The sequence below is a fragment of the Cryomorphaceae bacterium genome (assembly GCA_017798125.1).
Taxonomy (GTDB): Bacteria; Bacteroidota; Bacteroidia; order Flavobacteriales; family ECT2AJA-044; genus ECT2AJA-044.
The window spans coordinates 1-19628 of sequence record CP059070.1 but is presented as its reverse complement, the minus strand read 5'-3'; the positions used below and the strand labels follow the sequence as shown (position 1 = coordinate 19628).

The 19628-nt window shown below is 48.2% G+C and carries 7 protein-coding genes and 3 pseudogenes; 5 read left to right on the top strand and 5 right to left on the bottom strand.

What is annotated here, in order from left to right:
* The first annotated feature begins 17 nt into the window (after positions 1-17).
* Genes HZ996_00050 through HZ996_00035 form a run of 4 tightly spaced genes read left to right on the top strand, consistent with a single transcriptional unit; the run spans position 18 to position 5489 of the window.
* On the top strand, positions 18-179 hold the full coding sequence (locus HZ996_00050; protein ID QTN37592.1) for a hypothetical protein: 162 nt from the start codon (positions 18-20) through the stop codon (positions 177-179).
* Positions 176-2179 (top strand): urocanate hydratase, encoded by a 2004-nt coding sequence (locus HZ996_00045; protein ID QTN37591.1) that lies wholly within the window; start codon positions 176-178, stop codon positions 2177-2179. Before HZ996_00050 ends, HZ996_00045 begins: the two co-directional genes overlap by 4 nt.
* A 40-nt stretch (positions 2180-2219) precedes the next feature.
* Positions 2220-5078 (top strand): response regulator, encoded by a 2859-nt coding sequence (locus HZ996_00040; protein QTN37590.1) that lies wholly within the window; start codon positions 2220-2222, stop codon positions 5076-5078.
* Between the two features lie 6 nt (positions 5079-5084).
* On the top strand, positions 5085-5489 hold the full coding sequence (locus tag HZ996_00035) for a hypothetical protein (protein QTN37589.1): 405 nt from the start codon (positions 5085-5087) through the stop codon (positions 5487-5489).
* A 1-nt stretch (position 5490) separates the two neighbouring features.
* Here HZ996_00035 and HZ996_00030 read toward each other — a convergent pair whose 3' ends face one another.
* A complete protein-coding gene (locus HZ996_00030; protein QTN37588.1) occupies positions 5491-7287 on the bottom strand; it encodes a helix-hairpin-helix domain-containing protein in 1797 nt (598 codons plus the stop codon).
* Positions 7288-7579: 292 nt separating this feature from the next.
* Here HZ996_00030 and HZ996_00025 point away from each other — a divergent pair, with 292 nt between their 5' ends.
* Positions 7580-7771: a hypothetical protein gene (locus HZ996_00025; GenBank protein ID QTN37587.1), complete on the top strand. Its 192-nt coding sequence runs from the start codon at positions 7580-7582 to the stop codon at positions 7769-7771.
* A gap of 343 nt (positions 7772-8114) precedes the next feature.
* Here the strand turns inward: HZ996_00025 and HZ996_00020 are convergent, their stop codons facing one another.
* From HZ996_00020 to HZ996_00005, 4 genes and pseudogenes are all read right to left on the bottom strand, one after another.
* Entirely contained in the window at positions 8115-12533 is a 4419-nt protein-coding gene (locus HZ996_00020) for a proprotein convertase P-domain-containing protein (GenBank protein QTN37586.1), read from the bottom strand.
* 3087 nt (positions 12534-15620) lie between these two features.
* Positions 15621-15944: pseudogene (locus HZ996_00015) on the bottom strand (SprB repeat-containing protein).
* A gap of 138 nt (positions 15945-16082) precedes the next feature.
* Positions 16083-16391 (bottom strand): annotated as a pseudogene (locus HZ996_00010) (SprB repeat-containing protein).
* Between the two features lie 2823 nt (positions 16392-19214).
* Positions 19215-19628, bottom strand: a pseudogene (locus tag HZ996_00005) (lamin tail domain-containing protein).

Here is a 19628-nt window from a genome sequence, read left to right as displayed (position 1 = left end):
ATTAATACCTTTGACGGATGGACGGATTCGACCAGTTTCGCTCGCTGGAACCGGGCGATTATTACAAAACTAAAGAGGGGTACATCGTGTTTACCGAACAGTACCACCTCAAACGCGGCTATTGTTGCCAAAACGGCTGCAAGCACTGTCCATACGGATTCAAAAAGAAGAACACATGACCGCATTTGCTGAGGCTATCCGAGGTGGAATTCCCACGGAACTCCCCAAGCCCAAGTCCTACGATCCAGAAATCAATCACGCCCCCAAGCGGAAGGAGATTTTAAGTCCCGAGGAAAAGAAACTGGCCTTGAGAAATGCGCTGCGTTATTTTCCATCGAAGTGGCACAAGACTCTAGCTCCTGAGTTTGCCGAGGAATTGAAGACCTATGGACGCATCTACATGCACCGTTTCCGTCCTGATTACGAGATGTATGCCCGACCAGTATCGGAATATCCCGCACGCAGTCCGCAGGCAGCCGCCATCATGTTGATGATTCAGAACAATCTTGATCCTCGTGTGGCACAGCATCCGCATGAGCTCATTACCTACGGTGGAAATGGTGCTGTTTTTCAGAATTGGGCCCAGTACTTACTTACGATGCAGTACCTGAGCGAAATGACGGAAGAGCAGACCCTTCATATGTACAGCGGTCATCCAATGGGGCTTTTCCCCTCGCACCGCGAGGCGCCGAGAGTCATTGTGACCAACGGAATGATGATTCCCAACTACAGCCAACCAGATGATTGGGAGAAGTTTAATGCTCTTGGGGTCACACAGTACGGACAAATGACCGCTGGATCGTATATGTACATCGGCCCGCAGGGCATCGTTCATGGGACCACCATTACTGTACTCAATGCTGCTCGAAAACTCGGACGCACAGGATCTGACTTGGGCAGTACACTTTTTGTGACTGCGGGTCTAGGAGGGATGTCTGGTGCCCAACCTAAGGCGGGGAACATTGCCGGTGTAGTGAGCATTACTGCTGAGGTCAACCCCAAGGCGGCGTACAAGCGTCACGAACAAGGATGGGTTGATGAGGTCATTGAGGGCGTGGATGCTACCATCGATGCGGCCCTGGAGTATATGAGCCGTGAGGAGGCGCATTCCATTGCGTACCTCGGAAATATCGTCGATCTCTGGGAGCGCTTGGCAGAACGAGAGATTCACGTTCACCTGGGATCGGACCAAACGTCACTGCACAACCCATGGGCTGGGGGATACTATCCAGTGGATATGAGTTATGAAGAGGCCAATGAACTCATGGCGAGTGATCCACAAGCCTTCAAAGTGCGGATTCAAGAGACTTTACGACGTCATGCTGCAGCGGTGAACAAGCTTACCGCAGCAGGGATGTATTTCTTTGATTACGGAAATGCTTTTTTGTTGGAAGCCAGCCGTGCGGGAGCAGACATCATGGCGGATAACGGAATTGATTTTCGCTATCCGAGTTATGTGCAAGATATCATGGGGCCCATGTGTTTCGATTACGGGTTTGGCCCGTTTCGTTGGGTTTGCGCGAGTGGGAATGCAGCCGACTTGCAGAAGAGCGACGATATAGCATGCGCCGTTTTGGAAGATATTCGCCGTAGTAGTCCACCGGAAATTCAACAGCAAATGGCTGACAATATTCAGTGGATTCGCGGTGCTCAAGAGAACAAACTCGTTGTGGGTTCTCAAGCTCGAATCCTCTATGCGGATGCCGAAGGGCGGATCGAGATTGCTCGAGCCTTCAACAAGGCGATTGCGGCAGGAGAGATGGGGCCGGTCGTTTTGGGACGAGATCACCATGATGTCAGCGGAACGGATTCTCCCTTCCGGGAAACCAGCAACATCTACGATGGCTCGCAATTCACGGCAGACATGGCTATTCACAACGTCATCGGCGATAGTTTTCGCGGAGCCACTTGGGTGAGTATCCATAATGGTGGTGGCGTCGGATGGGGCGAAGTGATGAACGGAGGTTTCGGAATGCTTCTCGATGGATCTGATGAAGCGGAGCGCCGTTTGGAACAGATGCTCTTTTATGATGTGAATAACGGAATTGCCCGTCGAGCATGGGCTCGAAACGATGAGGCGATCTTCGCCATTCGTCGCGAAATGGAGCGTTCTCCAGGCTTAAAAGTGACTCTGCCTGAACGTGCAGATGATGAGCTGATTGATTCAGCGCTTCGTTGATTCTACTAAATGACGTATTTTAGGGGGACACCACCTGGGCATGAAACGACTCTCCCTATTTTTATACCTCCTCATCGGCACGGTACTTCTTGCTGCGTGCACTTCCTCGGATCGTCCGGATGTTCGCCCTTCCGCTGAAGGTGGAGTTCTTGACTTGCGATCCTGGGACTTTGAGCGATTTGGCTCCTTAGAGCTTTCGGGTGAGTGGAACTTTTATTGGGAAGAGATTCTGGTTACTACAGGGGAAGCAGAGAACGCTCCAGTTCTACAAGACGTTCCCGGGACATGGAATACGGCGAGTCTTCAAGACTCTATATTTCCTAAATACGGTTACGGTACTTATTCACTCACTGTTCTCATTGATTCTAGCCAACTTAAGGCTGGGGAGGAAATGGCGATTAATGTGATTACCGAAGGTTTAGCTAACCTGTTGGTCGTGAATGGAAAGGTAGTTGGAGGCTCCGGCGTGGTTGGCACGTCTAAGGAAGAATATACACCGCTTTACAAGCCATATGTCGCCGATGATTTTACCCTGGGGCATGGTGCTAATGAAATTCTCGTTCAGATAGCGAATTTCGATTACCGGAAGGGTGGTTTTTGGAGCAACATTAGGCTTGGAACGGAAGACCGTATTCGTCGAGACCGTGAACGCATACACCGAATCGACTTTTTCTTGATTGGGTGCTTGTTGATCATGTTTTTGTACCATTTAGGAATCTATGGACTGCGTTCGCGAGAACCGAGTGCCCTTTGGTTTGCCATGGCTTGTTTGATGTCCGCTATTCGGATTTCGGCCATTGGAGAATATGTCGTCGGTGATATCCCGGGAATCACTTGGGCTCAAGTGGTTCGTTTAGAATTCATCGGCCCGTTTTTCGGCATGGGCTTTTTCGCGCGATACGTTGATTCAATTTTTCCCAATGACTCGAATCAGCGCATAATCAGGTTGATCTTTTTAATTTCCATGGCACTCGGGATTTTTGGTCTGATATTTCCTCCATCTATTTCGAATTACGCTATTCCGGCATTTGAAATAACCTTGGTCTTTGTTGTGGTCTACCTATTGTCCATCATGTTCAGGGCGATGAAAAACGACCGATCCGGAGCAGACCTGTTCTTCTTCGGGATGCTTCTATTGGTGCTCTTAGTGGTCAATGATGTATTGCACAATCGAAATGTCATCGATACTCTGAACGCCATTCCGTATGGCTTTTTTACACTCCTTTTCATCCACAGTTTTTTATTGGCTAAGCGGTTTTCTGAGTCCTTTGCGTCTTCAGAACGTTTGGCTTGGGAGCTCAATCGAACCAATCAAGAGCTCGAGCTCAAGGTGAAAAAGAGAACCGAGCAGCTGCAGATTGAGCGAACGAACTACTCCACGATCGTGGAGAATACCGAGGATTTGATTTGGCTAGTCGACACATCGTTGAACTATGTAAGCGGGAATAAAGCCCATCTAGATGCTCATTTTGCTGTTACCGGAACGACGCTTGAGCCCGGAATGCCCGTGCTTCCCGCAGATAGCGAGTTTACAGAGAACCTTAAGGCCATGCGCGAATCGTATAAGTCAGCGCTAGCTGGTGAGAGCTTTGCCATTGAGTTGGAAAGCACCGCACAAGATCGAATTGTCGAGTACAGTTTTCATCCGATTCAAGATGATCGCGATACCATCAGTGGGGTTACTGTGTTTGGGCGCGATGTAACGAATCGAAGGAAATACGAAGACGAATTGAAGAAGGCTAAGGAAGCTGCCGAGCAAGCTTCTCAGACGAAGGCGGAGTTTTTGTCCATCATGAGTCATGAAATTCGGACGCCGATGAACGCGGTGATCGGAATGAGCAACATATTAATGGATGAAGACCCAAGGGAGGATCAGTTGGAGAATCTGAAAATATTGAGTTTCTCCGCAGAGAACCTACTCTCCTTAGTAAATGATGTCCTTGACTTCAGTAAGATCGAAGCGGGCAAAATTGAGATTGATTACCACGACTTCAACCTCGAATCGACTATTGAAGGACTGTATAAGGCACAGAACAGTGTTGCTCAAGAAAAAGGCATAGAATTACGTCGATCCATTGATCCGAAACTGCCTACAAAAGTTCTCGGGGATCGGGTCCGACTCGGCCAAATCCTCAATAACCTCGTCAGCAACGCCATCAAGTTTACGGAGAACGGAAGTGTGGATATTGAAGTGAACCTGCTCGAGCAATCCTCAGAGGGCTACCTCGTTCGATTCCTGGTCTCCGATACCGGGATTGGGATTCCCAAAGACAAACTCGAAGCCATATTTGAGCATTTCTCGCAGGCTGAAACCAGTATTACACGGCAGTACGGTGGAACAGGCTTAGGCTTGACCATTACCCGAAGACTGCTTCACTTGCTCAACTCTGAAGTGCACGTTGAATCCGAGGAGAATAAGGGCTCTACCTTTTATTTCGACTTGCTGTTTGCCATCACCTCCGCAATAGGGACCGATGAAGACATGGACGACGAGCAAGCGTTGACTAAGGATCACCTCGCTGGAAAGAAGGTCTTATTGGTGGAGGATAACCAGTTCAACTACATTATTGCTCAAAAGTTTTTGACCAAGTGGGGCATGGAGGTCCGACATGAAGAGAATGGGCAACTTGCCATAGAGGCCTTGGAGAAGGAAGAATTCGATCTAGTCCTCATGGACCTGCAGATGCCCGTAATGGACGGGTATACCGCGTCAAGAACCATTAGAGCTTCAGAAAAAGACTATGCTTCGATTCCCATAATTGCCCTCACGGCCAGTGCTTTAATGGATGTAAGCAACAAGGTTCAAGAAGCGGGAATGGATGATTATGTTTCTAAACCCTTCAACCCGAATGACCTGCAAGCAAAAATTCTACGTACGATAAGCAAAAAAAGACGTTAGTATTAAATGAAAAAACTGATTCCCTTTTGCACTGCAATCGCCTTCTTTCTCATCGCCTGTGAAGAAGAAGTACCTGATCCAAACTTCGACTTGCGTGATGATTACACCGGTTCCTGGGTGGTCGAAGAGAACTCCGCGTTTTTTGGTGCTCAATCGTATACTGTAGAAGTTTCCAAAAGTGATACTTCAGATACAGAAATCTGGGTCTCCAATTTCTACGGATTAGGGAGTTCGACCATTACCTCAATGAATGTTGTCGATAACAGTCTAGTGATACCACTACAGACTGTTTCCGGAAGCGATATTAGCGGGACAGGTCAATCGGACCTTGACGTAACAAGTATCTCCTTTACCTACGGAGTTGACGATGGGTCGGGTGTGGACAACTGTACGGCAACCTGGACCAGATAGCCTACCATTTGAGTCGATACTGAAGGCGAACCTCCCATCCTTCGTGGAAAATGGTCTTCACCCAAAATTGATGACGGTCAAATAGACCAGTCCACATGAAGTACATGCGCTGCCCTTTACCGTGAAAAGAGGGTACGGAAAATGTATAGAGTAAGTCGTTTTCATAGACGTACAAGCGATGATCAAAATCGCTGGAAGAGTAGCTGGTCCAGCGAAGATAGAAACGTGAATGACTACTCTTTTTCCATTGTATATCGAGGTAGGTCAACGCCCCTAGTCCACCTTTGGATTGATTCCACTGGTTTCGAACGGTCACCTTTAGCCTTGGCCAAGACTTTCGGAATTGCAATCGCCCATCTACTCTTTCTTTTCGGACTCTGAAGTCTATCTGGCTCGTCAGTTGCTCAGACAGTCCGTATTCGATTCGACCAGCCCAGAAAGAATTCTCCCATTCGCGATTAGCCGTCCAATAAAGCCTCATGCGTGGAAGCGGATTCCACCATTGTTCGAAGCGCATAAATTCCTGGCCCTGCGGGCCGATTTCAAACATGAATCTCGGGTCACTGAGCATTTCCCTATACGGAGTTCGATGGAATGTCAGCCTTAATTTCCATTGGTCATCTGGAACCCATAGGGTTTGGAATTCCAACTTCTCTCGATCACCGATCCATCCCCACTCGAAGGATCCTTTCAGTCGACTCCAGCGTCTGGTGATTTGAATACTTTTTCTTGTTTGTTCCGTAATAATCGGCTTCGTTGGAACCCGCGATTCCCACTTTCTTTTTTCGAAGAGCCCTCCAACGGCCCAGTGCCGAAAGGAACCGAGAACGTATATTCCCGTTCGCTCCTCATGAGAAGAATTCCACCATTTTGTTTTTTCGGAGCTCGTGAAGAGGCCATCCGTGTACGCCGTAGTAAATTGACCTTCAAGGGTATCGATTTTGATATGACGTGGCGTACGGCTTTTCCACACGCCCCAGTCTACGAGTCCTAACCGCCCTTGAGTGAGAATTCCATTCTGATACCCCGTTTCTGCAGAACTTGCATGGCCGCGTGCAAGAATTGTTCCCGAGCTCTTGATTTGAGGCCCCAGCGATCCGCGGAACCCCTCTCTGTTTATAAGTCCTCGCCCCCAGCTAAGCCGAATAGACCCAATCCAAATTCGCTCAAGGACAAACTGTTTAATCGTGTAGTTCGGATTCCATTGAATAAATCCAGAACGATGTATAGGACTTTCCAATCCTTTCGATAGACGTTCTCCGGGATCTTTTTCAGTCGATACACCCCACCGAAAGAGATCGCTGAATCGCCCTCTGTACAAAAGATATCCATACCCTAAGTCGCCTTCATGGGGGGCGAGGTTCCGGAAGAATATTTGATCGTTTCCGAACTTTGTCCGAAGGATAAGTTCATGTTTCCAATACCGTCTAGGCCGATCATGGTGAACCTTGTTTGCCTCAAAAGAAACTAGGGGGATGATGCCTTTGACCTGACGGATCGTCCATGCGGGTAACTCGAGGAGTTCGTAAGGACTTTTGATTTCTTTAACTCGTGAACGATATTCAATCATTTGATGCGCCATGATCGAACTCACTCCCGGAAGCAAGATCAAATCATCCATTGATGCGCTATTCATCTGAAGTGGTTCATTCTTCCAGAGCACCCACTGCTCCTGATCAAACTGAATTTGGTCGGCGGATCCGGATGATTCCCATGTCTCTAGGTCGGATAGGTCGTTTTGACCCTTGGATAAATGACTTATGAAGATCGCCAAGAGCAAGCAATACCGTAGGTCCATCCTTTTATTTTTCCCATTTCCAACACTCCGTGAATGGCCCAAGATTTCCATCGAACCAGCCAGCCAATGGCTAACCATTGACTGCCGGTACTGCAACCAGTAGTCAGTTCAAAATGATGGTTCAAACGCCAATGAGCTCCAGCGCTCCATCGATTTTCTAGTCCTGTATTTTTCCAGCCAAGATGGAGGGTGTTTTCGGACCAAATGCGATGTTGTACTTCAAACTGCAGTGTTTTTTCGGACCGAATTTTGGTAGGTAGCCAACGGGTTTCAAGAGGATTTACGCAGCTGAATGCAAAATTCCAATCTGAATGGAAACGGCTCCACAGCGCTACTTCTGGATAAATGCGAAGGGGCCTTTGGTTTTCTGAAGGAAACCATTGCTCCAAGTTCCACCGAACCCCTAACCGAAGGCGATTTAACGGGAGGGAAAGCCCCATTCGTGCTCTCGTCCTTAGCTGATTTGACCATCCGATTTGGCTGAAATCGCCAGAATAGTAGAGCTCATCTATTTGACCATAGCATCGAAACTCTGATACGCGTAGTCCCGCCTCGGGGAGTAACCAGGCTTGACGAGCAATGCCATTGAATTTGTTCGAAAGATTGGAAGGTGTAGGTAGCGAAGTTGAGCCCTCGGAGGGATGCATTAAGCTTGACCCCATTAAACCTGTTTCCATTGGAGGAAGGCCAAAAGGATCAACTTGAGCAATACCAAGTTGGTGGAATAGTATAGACAATAGAAAAGCGAGCCTCATGCCCGAAAGATCTCAGAACTCGAGGCCAGATCTATCGGCTAAGGGTCTTGGTGTCAAAATAGTCCGTGACACCTAGTCTACTACGAAAGTCATATGGAATGTTTCTTCGGAACTCCTGATTATGAGAAGGTATTGACCGGAAGCCCATAGAGAAACGTCTAGTTCTTGTGGTACCGCATTTTCCCCTTTCAAGACCGTTCTTCCTAGAACATCGTGAACGACCCACTGATCAGCTTTCCTATTGCCGCGTATATAAACCTTGTCTCGACTGGGGTTTGGATAGAGCTCCCAAGGATTTGAATCCTGAGTAGCTAGGCCTACTGTAGAGAAAATGAACGGCTGTGAAATGCTGCTACAGCCATTGAGATCTGTTACGATTACCTGGTAGGAGCCGTCGCTAGGAGCCGTAATACTTGCCGTATTTAGGCCTGCTAGCGAGGAGCCATTCAAAAGCCAATCGTAGGAGAATGGGCCAGAAGGAATACTCAATACATGTCCGGTCTGGGAGATAACCGGAACTGCTGGTAAATCATGTACGACTACAGTATCCCAATTTCTGCCTATACAGCCATTTGCAGTGTCCACGTATATGTATTCAAGGACAAAGCTTCCTGTTTGTATAGGGTTAAACGTCCCATTGCTTACTTGAGGTCCGGAATAATTTCCGCCCATTGGGAAACCTCCAAGCAGGGTAAAAGGCGGATCATTCAGACAGAAATCTGGAAGGCCTGTGAAAAGCACTGTGGGCGCTGGTAGCACGTCAAATTGAAGAACCGTATCGCTCGTACATCCCAGGCTATTAATAAAGGTATAGGTAATCTGATGGGTACCAGGTCCCGAAATTGACGGGTCAAAGAATCCGCCCGATAAACCAGGTCCACTGAGTGTTCCACCTGCTGGTTGCACAATATTCAGATCAACAGGATTATCTCCTTCGCAAAGCGTGGAAGGATAGTCGTTAATAGTAAAGCCTTGTATTGGGTTTACGGTCCATATTACGGAGATGGAATCTGTGCAGCCAAATGGGTTCGAATAAGTATACTGAATCTGGTGAGCTCCTGGGCCCACAAGTGTAGGGTCAAATTGTCCATTACTAATACCGGGACCGCTGTATATTCCCCCTGGCGGCGTTCCAATCGGTAGAGGTTGGAGGCCTGCATTAATACAAATTGGGGTGGGACTAGCTAGGGATAAGATGGGCTGGGGTTCAATCCAAAAGACCTGGCTTACAGAATCGACACATCCCGCTTGCTGTGCAATGGTCAACAAAGAATGATATCCTGGGCTAAGAATCCCAGGATCTAAGACAGTAGAAAGAAAGCTATCCACATAGCTTGTAGTTATGGCGTTTGATACCAGTGTATAAATGGGGTCGGTAGAGCACAAGGTGTCTGGAATGGACTGTAATTGGGCTATGGGTGTGGGTAATACGGTTACTTCAATACTTGACGAATCTAGGCACCCGTATGCCGTCGAATAGTGGTAGGTGATCCAATGTATACCCACACCAGCCGTTCCAGGGTCAAAAGTGGAACCAACAATTCCCGGGCCCTGGAAATAGCCTCCAATTGGAGACGCGACTAAGCTTCTTGGGTCCTGATCTTGACAGAGAGAGTCAAGGGTATCGAAGATGACTTGTGGTTCTACACCTATGTGGATAGTGAAAGAGGTTGAATCGGAACAGCCAAAGGAGTTCGTGTAGCGATAACCAATATCGAAGCTTCCTGAGGAGGTGACATACAGACTGTCTCCTTGTACATACGTGCCAAAGAATTGCCCGCCAGGAGGACTAGCGGATAGAGCCATCATTCCTGCTGGATGACAAAGGCTATCATTCATGGTCACGCTGACCAAGGGCTCTGGAACAACTTCTATTTTGATGGAGTCTTGAGCTGAACAGCCTGTGGAATCGGTGTACGAAACGTAAACGGTATGCAATCCAATGCCTGCTAAAGAAGGGTCGAAAGAACTGCCGACTATTCCAGTACCAGTAATTTGGGCGGCCTGAGGGAAAGGCGTCAGATCTACTGGCGCACTGCCAAAACAGAGGGTATCGGGCTGAGTCAAGAATCCTGCCGTAGGCAGAGAGACTACAGTAAAATAAATAGTGTCGGTATCAGAGCAGCCGTCTTGTGTCGCTGTATAGGTAATCAAGTGATGGCCCAGCCCAGCGGTGGCAGGGTCAAACTGCCCTCCTATGACGCCTGGACCGGAGAATTGTCCTCCCGCTGGGAGCCCAGTAAGTGCTTGTGGGCTCGAATTGATACAGAGGGTGTCAGAAGGCGTGGTCCAAGACGCTTGGGGGAGAGGTTTAATCTCGTAGTAGTGCCAAACCGTATCCGTGCAAGGTCCATTGGCGAAAACTTCTGCAAAAAGATAGCTTCCTACAGGGATGGTGTCCGTATCTACAGTGATCCAGGAGGTGCTTTGAACTCCACTCATGGAACACCAAGCAATAGAATCTGGTACGGGGAGATTCGAAACACCGGAAAAAACAAACTCATAGACCGCGGTGTCGGACGGGCAAGGAGACCCTTCAACAATGTAGTAGTAGGATCCTATTCCTGCTGACGTATAGGGATCAACTAGCGCACCGTTGGAATCCCACCAGTTTCCTTGATCACTTGCTGAGGGATCCAAAACCTGGGCGAGGGCAGGTGCGACATAGGAACAAAGCGTATCGGTGAAGTCCGGTCCGGCATATGGAGGTGTAGCAAGTGCTATGTAAATGGAATCAGAATCTGTGAATGGATCACTATAGGCTGTAAACACGTGCCATCCCGAAATTGTCGGGAAGAAGGTAACCGGATTTTGTAGATAGGTGCCATTTGGACCGGCCCAGCGGACGGAATCAACAGGCTGGCCACCGTTGTCAATTAGTGCATTTAACGAGATACTGCCTCCTGTACAGAGCGTGTCATTGTTTCCAGCATCGACGGTTAAAGGGCTGTTGACTTCAATTTGCACAATTTGGGATAAGGAACACCCTCGAGCATTATCTGTAGCCGTTACCAAGACATTTAGATCATTTTGGAGTATCCAAGTTGAGGGATGTTGGGTGTTTGCACCAGTTAGGGGAATCGTAGGGACCCAGCTGTAGGAGTAGTTTCCTGATCCTCCGGAAGCTGTCGCCCCCAAACTGGCGGATTGGCCCGCGAAAATACTGACGTCAGGGGCATCGAGCTGTAGCTCTGGGTAGCGAATATACACCGCCGTGTCCCACCTTGACTCACACCGGAGGGAGCTCGTTTTTAGGTAGATCAAGAACGTGTCTGGAACTGTTAAATTTGGTGGAGCAACACTATCGCCAGTCGCCCAAAGCGTAGTAGTATCCGGATAATACCATTGAGACTCTACAGCGCTACCTTCATTCACAAGCCAAGGAAAATTGTCTTCAAAGCAAATTGTAGAATTCCTTGCCATTGGGTTTGAGAAGGTGTCGACGAAGAGGGTGAGCGAAGTGTCTAGGGTTCTACGAAAAACCGTGTCGGTAACGGTCAAATCAAAAGTGAACGAACCATTGTCCATTGGATTGTACGTACTGACGCTGTCATAAGATTGTGCATTGAAACCTGCTGGGGCGGACCATTGGGTTTGAAACCCCGAAACAAACTGTTGAAGGGTTCCGATAGAAGCTGCATTAAAGTTAATGGACCAGTCGAATAGCCAACCGTTATCAGATCCAACATGATCTATAATTTGGATTACCCATGGGCCATTTACCGAACTGCCAATGAGCTGGCTAAAGGGTTCTTCGGGAAGATATCCACCCGCAGGCATATAGCTTCCGGAGACTACATTTCCGAGGTTGTTGGTATAACTATGTGATAATGAAGATGCACTACCTAGCGTACCATAATCGGGTTGCGTTTCCGTGAAGCAGTAGGTGTATCCCGTTCCAGGAACATCTTGTGCGGAGGTCAAATCTACAGGCTCACCAAGATGTGCCGAAGAGAAATCGGAAGAGGGGTATAAGACGACCGAATCTCCCGACGGTGCAAAAAGGGTTATGCTGAGATCACCCATCCAACTGTGCTCTATGTTGAGGCAAGTAGACAGAAAGTCTGAGGCACCTTGAATGGTATCGTCTGTACTGTAGCAATCAATCCAAAGGGTATCGAGGTACGTGTCGCTAGGTCCGTCCCCTTTGTCTGGCAAGTACAATGGTTCGAGAAAGAGCGAGTCGCATGTTGTGTTAACTGTGTCCCGAGATAACGGGTCCCATTGGAAAGTGGCAATCTCAGAAATACAAATGGTATCGGTCCAAGTGACAGTACTCCAGGACACTTTTTGGCTAACCAAGACATAAATAGACTGAAGCGAACTGATGCAGCTTGAATCTGTGCGAATACGAACGCCTCCCGTAAAGAATCCAATCTGATTGTAAATAAAGGAAACAGTATCTCCGACTTCAGTACTTCCCTCGCCACTGTACCATTGAAATTCACTCGTGTCTGTAAGAGTTGCGGGCGCAATTCCGTAAAATGCCACCGTATCTCCTTCCTGTAAAAAAAGTGTATCGGCGTTTGCCTGGTCATTTTGCCAGGAGAAATTTATAGCGACGCATTGTGCGAACGTCACAGATCCGATGAGCCAAAAAGCTATCGATAGCCAACAACGAACAAACATAGGTCTGGGATAGGTTTCTCAAAGTTCAGAAAATTCCGTGAATCAGTGTTCTAGTACTACCCGGTAGTGCAGGACATGAGTTTCACCTTTAAGGATCAGTACATAGGTACCGGAGGTGAATTCGGACAAGTTGTACTGCCAAAGGAGAGGGTCACCCGAAGAGATGTTTCCTTCGTCTAAAGATTGACCCATCGGATTGACCCATCTGTACTGAATGTCCTGTGCTCGTAAAGGTAGGTTTAACGAAACCGTGCCGCGCGTCGGATTGGGATAGACCTGTAGTTCCTGCCATTCCAATTCACTTAAATCGGTAGGATAAATGATATCGACGAAAAGAGAATCAGAAATATTGGTACATCCCCATTCATTAATTAGCATAACCTGATAGTATCCCGTATCGGCCGCCGTCCACTTAATATTGTTGGAATTAGGAATGGAATCTCCGTCGAAGAACCACTGATAGTCATAAAATCCCCAATCGCAGACCAAGAAGTTGATGGTTTTGTTAATGCTTGGTTCTGGTGGCGTAGGGTAAACTTGAACCTGCGTCGAAACACTGGCAGAACAACCGGAAGAATCGGTATAGGTGTACGTCAACGTGTGAGTCCCCTGGCCGGCTGCTAAGGGATCAAAAAGGCTGTCATTAACCACTCCTGAGCCTGTGTATGCTCCTCCAGCTGGTGCTCCTCCCGAGAGAAGACTTGGTGGATCGCCTTCACAGAAATTGGGTTGTCCAGATAAAGTGACCATCGGGAGTGGCTGTACCAAGATGTTGAATACCGTATCTGTCAAGCACCCTTGTGCGTTCGTGTAGGTGTAAGAAATACTGTGACTGCCAACCCCGGCATTCTGCGGTGAGAAAACTCCGTTGACGACTCCGGGACCCGAATAGGTCCCACCTGACGGACTTACGTTTGATAAGCTTAAGTTTGCATCCCCTTCGCAGTATGGACCTAGAGGGCTTAAGGTAAGACTAGTTCCAGATAAGACAGTTACGAAGGTCGTGTCGTAATTCTCACAATTCCCACCTGAATTGTAGTAATACACGATTTCATGAGTCCCGGGTCCGGCAAGAGCTGGTAGAAACTGACTGTTCACTACGTTGTTTCCAATCCATGTACCTCCAACAGGGGAAGCACCGGAAAGAGAATAAGCAGGGTCACTCGAACATAAATCAGGGATTACCGGCATACTAATGGATGGAACATCCGTAACGACTACGGCCACTGAGTCTGAGATATAGCAGGGGTCCCCTACAAAACTGTACCTCAGATAGTGTAGGCCAACACCTGCCGCAGCAGGGCTAAAATTGTTTCCCACAACTCCAGGTCCGGAGAAGGCGCCACCTGTCGGAAGGCCAACGGGTAGTGGAATGGGTAGGTCCCCTACGCAAAGGGTGTCTGAAAATGGGCCAATAGCGGTATTGATGGTGGCAGATATCGATATACTGATTTGAGTAGAATCCGAACAGCCAGAAACAGGATCTGTGAAAAGGTATTGAATATCATGTGTTCCGGCCCCCGAAGCCTGCGGGTCCAATATGAAAGACAAGCCGGATTGTCCAATGCTCGCCGTTGCAGAAGAATAAACCCCTCCCGACGGAATTCCGAAAGTAAGAGTGTCTAAGTTGTTGGCCGTACACAGTGCGGGAACCAGACTGGTGTCGATGGAAACTACTGGGCTCGCAACGACTTGAATTTGGACGCTGTCGGTAAAAGTACATCCTGCTGATGTTACGGAATAGTAAAACCAAAAGGCACTTGGCGATGCAACACCGGGATCAAAAAGCCCTGTCGTTGTTCCACCACTCCACGTTCCTCCTGTAGGGAGTACAAAGTTGTTCAGGTCTATAGCCGATTCGTTTTGGCAAAGGCTATCGGGGGTTGAGAAGCTAATGGTGTTTTGTACCGCCCCAACATCCATGGTGTAGATTGTGGTTCCACAATAATTGGAAATCTGGTATTGATATACTCCATAGGGACCTGTAGCAGGATCAAAAGTGCTGGTGACGGCTAAACCCGAAGGGTCGAACCACCGACCAGTATCGGGAAGCGCAAGCATGGCCGCTCCGTTCAAGAGAGAAGTCAAATTCACATTCACTCCGGTAGGGCATACAACCGCACTAGGTTGCGGAACTGTTGGATATGGTTCAAGTAGCTCGAATAGAACGGAAAGGCTATCAGTACAACCGGCAAGAGATACAATATACCTTAGTTCATGAGTTCCAATCGCATAGGTTGACAATGGCACGGAGGTTCCCGAAACAAGCACACCGTCGATCTTATAGCTTTCTGTAGCTCCAATATTTGACGTTGTGCCATTTAAAGGAAGAGCGTCTGCCAAGCAAAAAGAATCCGTTGGTAGAGCAAGAGAGAAGTTTAAAATGGTAGCCGTGCCGATGGTGAAGCTCGAACTTGCGATTTGAGGACCATCGATGACAGTTACAGAGTACGTTCCTACAGCAAGTCCAAATAAGTCTTCAATTGTAGATCCGTTCGACCAAATTATCGAAGGAATACCATTCGAAGAAATACTCAAATCGATGGACCCATCCGCAGTTCCAAGACATGTTTCGTCGTTTGCAGTACCACTTACAATCAATTGGCCGGGTTCGTTTACAGTAAATATTGAGATCGAGCTACAACCGTTTGCATCAGTAGTAGTTACGCTGTACGTGCCGCCATCTAAGCCTGAAACCACTGCGCCTCCAGGAAATGAGCCATTAGGCCCCGCCCATGAGTAATTGTATCCGGGACTACCTCCAGTAGTAGACAGTACAATCGCTCCATCACCGGCTCCGAAGCTACTAACGTCTGAAACATTCCCCGTGGATCCTACGGGCCCAGAGGGCTGCGCAACAGGTGGTGCCCCAGCAATTGTAGAGCATCCGTTCGCATCCGTAATGACTACAGAATACAAGCCAGAAGGAACTCCGGTAAGGTCTTGATTCGTTGACCCATTACTCCATAAGAACGAAAAGGGAGGTGTTGCACCCGGGAACATGTTTAACTGGATGGAGCCCGTGGAGTCTCCAAAACAAGCTACACTAGTTGTGTCAAAGCCGAAGCTAAAGGGTCCGACGGGTTGATTGATTGTCCAAGATTGAGCGGAAGAGCATCCATTGTCGTCGGTAACTGTAAGCGAGTATGTTCCGGCTAATAAGCCAGCAATATTGGGTATGGCAAAGCCATTGCTCCAGTCATAGGTGTATGGTGCTACGCCACCGGAAACAGTAGTTGATATGGCTCCTGAACTATTGGCAAAGCAAAGCACGTCTGTGACCGATCCGACTACGACCAAACTACTTGGCTGTGTAATCGTAAAGGACAGAACCTCTTGATCTGTTGAGGTGGGTATTGCGGTTACGGTGACTTGGTAAACGCCGGCGCCAACATTTAGAAGGTCTTCACTGGTAGAACCAGTAGACCAAGCATACTGATAGCTGGGTACGTCCGGAGGGGTGAATCCTCCAGAGGCAGTGATGTCAATGCTTCCAGACAAATCTCCAAAGCAAAGCACGTTAGAAAAAGTCCCTTGCGCAATTAGCGGCCCGGGCTGGGCAACAACTAATGAGCTCAAGATGTTAGTGCACCCGTTTGCATCCGTTACGGTCACGTTATAAGTTCCGGCGGCTAAGTTTACTTGATCTTGTGTTGGTGGTAAACCAGAAGACCAGTTGTATGAATAAGGCGCTGTACCTCCAGAAACCGTTAAGTCAATAGAGCCATCTGAACCTCCATTGGAAGTTACATGCGAAATAGAGGGACTGCTGTTGATGGCTGAAGGTGCATTTACAACAAATGACGAAACAGTAGAGCAACCGCCGTTGTTGGAGACGGTAACCGTATAGGTTCCCGCAACTACGTTGGGTAGTGGATTTCCGGAATAACCATTGCTCCAGTCATACGACATTCCAGCGGTAACTCCGGCCGTTAGGCTAATTCCTACAGACCCATTAGAAGCCCCTGGGCAAGTCTCGTTTGCCACGGCTCCGGTAAAGACGGGAGCCTGCAATAGATCGAAAACTTCCGTCGCTGAGTTCGAACACTGGGTCGATGGGTCGGTGTATGTGAAGACTACCGTATTGTTCGTCGGATTCAAAAAAGAAGCGGAGCCATTCAAATTACTCCCAGCTAAAGTTGTACCATTCACTGTAAAACTGCCGCCAGAATTCGGAAAGAATAGCGGAGCTAAATCGACACTACCATCAGAGCAGAGGGATATGGATGAGGATGGAATGTATTGAACTTGAGGGATATTCAAGATGGTTATACTCGCAATTTCTGAATCTGTACAGCTGCCTTCACTGTAGGTGTATTCTATCGTATAGGACCCTACGACTGCATTACTTAAGTCCACAAGCCCCGTTGGAGAAATACTAAGCTGACTTCCTGCAGTAGGCCAAGTCAGATTTACAAATGACTCTGTGCCTAAACCTGTACCACCGGAGAACGAGAACTGAGTAAGTTGAAAGCTAAGGTCGTTGACGCAAGCCGAATTAGGAACAGGTTGAAAATTGGCCACAACAGCAGAGGTGACCGTAATGTCCAAGGTAGATTGGCATGGATTCCCGCCTTCCGAGTACGAGATTTGATAGTTTCCTGGAGAAACGCTGCTAGCATCGAAAACATAATTAGGGGAACTGCCGGATACTCCAGTACCAGACCAGGAATCTGAAGGATTGAGCAATGGGAGGGGAAGGGTATTCCCCCCGCAGATGGACACCGGTTGTGTGGGAAATAGACTCGAAATATCGGGGCCTGTGTCCACATTTACAGTAATTATTTCCTGGTCATCGCAGCCGCCCGGTATTTGGTAGGTTACGGTTACATCGTAGGTTCCTACCCCAGCCAAAGTTGGGTCAAAATTTGTCCCAGAAAGCCCGGCACCTGAATGCGTATAAGTGTAGTAGTTAGGGATCTCCGTAAAGCTTGAGTTCCAGGTGACATAGGAGCTCAAGTCAATGGAACTCCCACCCACAAAGCACTCCGTTGGAGGGTTACTAGTGGTGAAGTCGGGAGCGGAACTCATGATGAAACTTTGGGAAGCTTCCCAGTCACAAGTTGTTGAGGGATCCGTGTATTCGAAGTAAACGGTATAACCTAAGTTCGGGGTAAGGGTGCTAGGGTCAATAGTAATACTAGAAGCAGCGGCAATTACCGTATTGTTTGATATGGTCTCTTCCAATCGAAAATCTCCGGTAAAGGTCATTCCGCCTTGGGTATATGGACTGGTCAGCACGATGTTTGGGTCGTTCGGGCAAATGGGCGTTGTTAGCGCATTCAGGTTGCTGAACGGGGCAGTAAATGGTTCTATGGTAACCGATAAGTTAATCCCTAAAGAAGGCACACTACAGTCCACAACGGTGAATGCGGCATCCGGGATATTGATTCCAGATGGATTAGTGGCGGGAGGATTTGTTGAAGGCTGCCCTGTCGATTGAGCCGTCCAAGACACCGGGTTGACCGCATCGTTGATTTGCGTGGTACCGTCAAATACGTAGACCAATACATTCGAATTGGGGCAGACTTCGTAGTTGCCTGTACCTGGATTTGGCGTCAAAGGTGACCCTCCTTGCCACACTTGAATGTTGTAATTCACAGAATTCGATCCAACCGTAAACGAACTCACCGCATCGCAGCCATTCGGTACCGTAGTAGCCGTAACGGAATACGTTCCAGCAATCAATCCCCCAATGGGGTTGCTCGTAGAAGTAGTGATGGGACCCGTATTTGGAGGGCTTTGATAGCTGTATTGATAGGTTTGACCGGTTGTTGCACCGCTCACATTCAAAGAGGCACTTCCGTCAGCGGAAACACTGGTCGATGCATTCGCTGGGCTTATCGACGTAATAGTTGTGGATGCGGTACCGACGAAAGCTTGAAATGCCTGCAACTCTTCACAACCGTTATCATCTGTAACTGATATGGAGTAGTTGCCTGGGCAAAGGTTGGAAAGCGTTATGTTTCCTCCCGAGCTGCTTTGGCTTCCTGGTGTCGGGCCATCCCAGGTAATGGTCATGGACGGGGTTCCGGCCGAAACACTGAAGGTATACGATGCATCGCATGTTCCACTGCAATTGCCTAAAGCAAAGGCTGTGGCGTTGTCTATATCCGGGTTCGTCCCTTGTCCAATGTTAAAATCCTCTTGGTAGGTACACGTCCCATCGGAAATGGTCAAGGTATAGTTGCCGGGAGTAAGATTGTTGTACGTGTTATTGGTTCCGCTTTGAATTGGCCCTCCACTTTGCGACTGCCAGTCATAGGTGTAACTCCCGACCACCGGGTCAGTGGAAGCAAATACATTTCCATTGGACTGACCAAAGCACGCTTCGTCTTGAATGGTCAAATCGTAAACAAAACCCGTGAAAAAGTGAAAACCTGGCCCAGCCGTGGAAAGTGCCCCTACAGAATTAAGTGAAAAGGCATAATCCCATTCCGATGCGTCAAAAGATGAACGTTGGCCTTTGGAAATACAGGGATTTCGTCTAAGCCTACCATCCGTAAATAAGGATGTCGTAGATCCCGATGTAGGGTCCGCGATAACGAAATCAATAGTGTCTCCATTATGCTTTAGAATGACGCCATCCATTTCTTCACCATCCCAGTAAGTATATACGTTTGAGCTCGCTCCGCTACTTTGATCAAATACGGGGAAATCAATGCTGGTTAGAGCGGTGGCCGAGGGGCTCGCTATAAACATCGCGGTTTGACTTGCGATGCTTCCTGCAGTGGACAAGTCGATGGAAAAACTGTAGTTATTCACCGCATTTACATTGGAGTGAATCTCCAAGGTCCAGCCCGTCAGCGAAACAGCGGAGGAGCTTGGGTTGTAGATTTCAACAAAGCGGTTCGACGCGAAATCGGCGGACGGGTCACAAAGCTCAGATACGATGATTTGCCCCTCTGTGAAAATGGAATAAAGAGCGACAAAAATGAATAAAATGGCTTTCCTCAT

Bases quoted from the DNA above. Each gene is read 5' to 3' on its own strand.
- HZ996_00050 (QTN37592.1), top strand. From the start codon at position 18: ATGGACGGATTCGACCAGTTTCGCTCGCTGGAACCGGGCGATTATTAC.
- HZ996_00045 (QTN37591.1), top strand. From the start codon at position 176: ATGACCGCATTTGCTGAGGCTATCCGAGGTGGAATTCCCACGGAACTC.
- HZ996_00040 (QTN37590.1), top strand. From the start codon at position 2,220: ATGAAACGACTCTCCCTATTTTTATACCTCCTCATCGGCACGGTACTT.
- HZ996_00035 (QTN37589.1), top strand. From the start codon at position 5,085: ATGAAAAAACTGATTCCCTTTTGCACTGCAATCGCCTTCTTTCTCATC.
- HZ996_00030 (QTN37588.1), bottom strand. From the start codon at position 7,287: ATGGACCTACGGTATTGCTTGCTCTTGGCGATCTTCATAAGTCATTTA.
- HZ996_00025 (QTN37587.1), top strand. From the start codon at position 7,580: ATGCAAAATTCCAATCTGAATGGAAACGGCTCCACAGCGCTACTTCTG.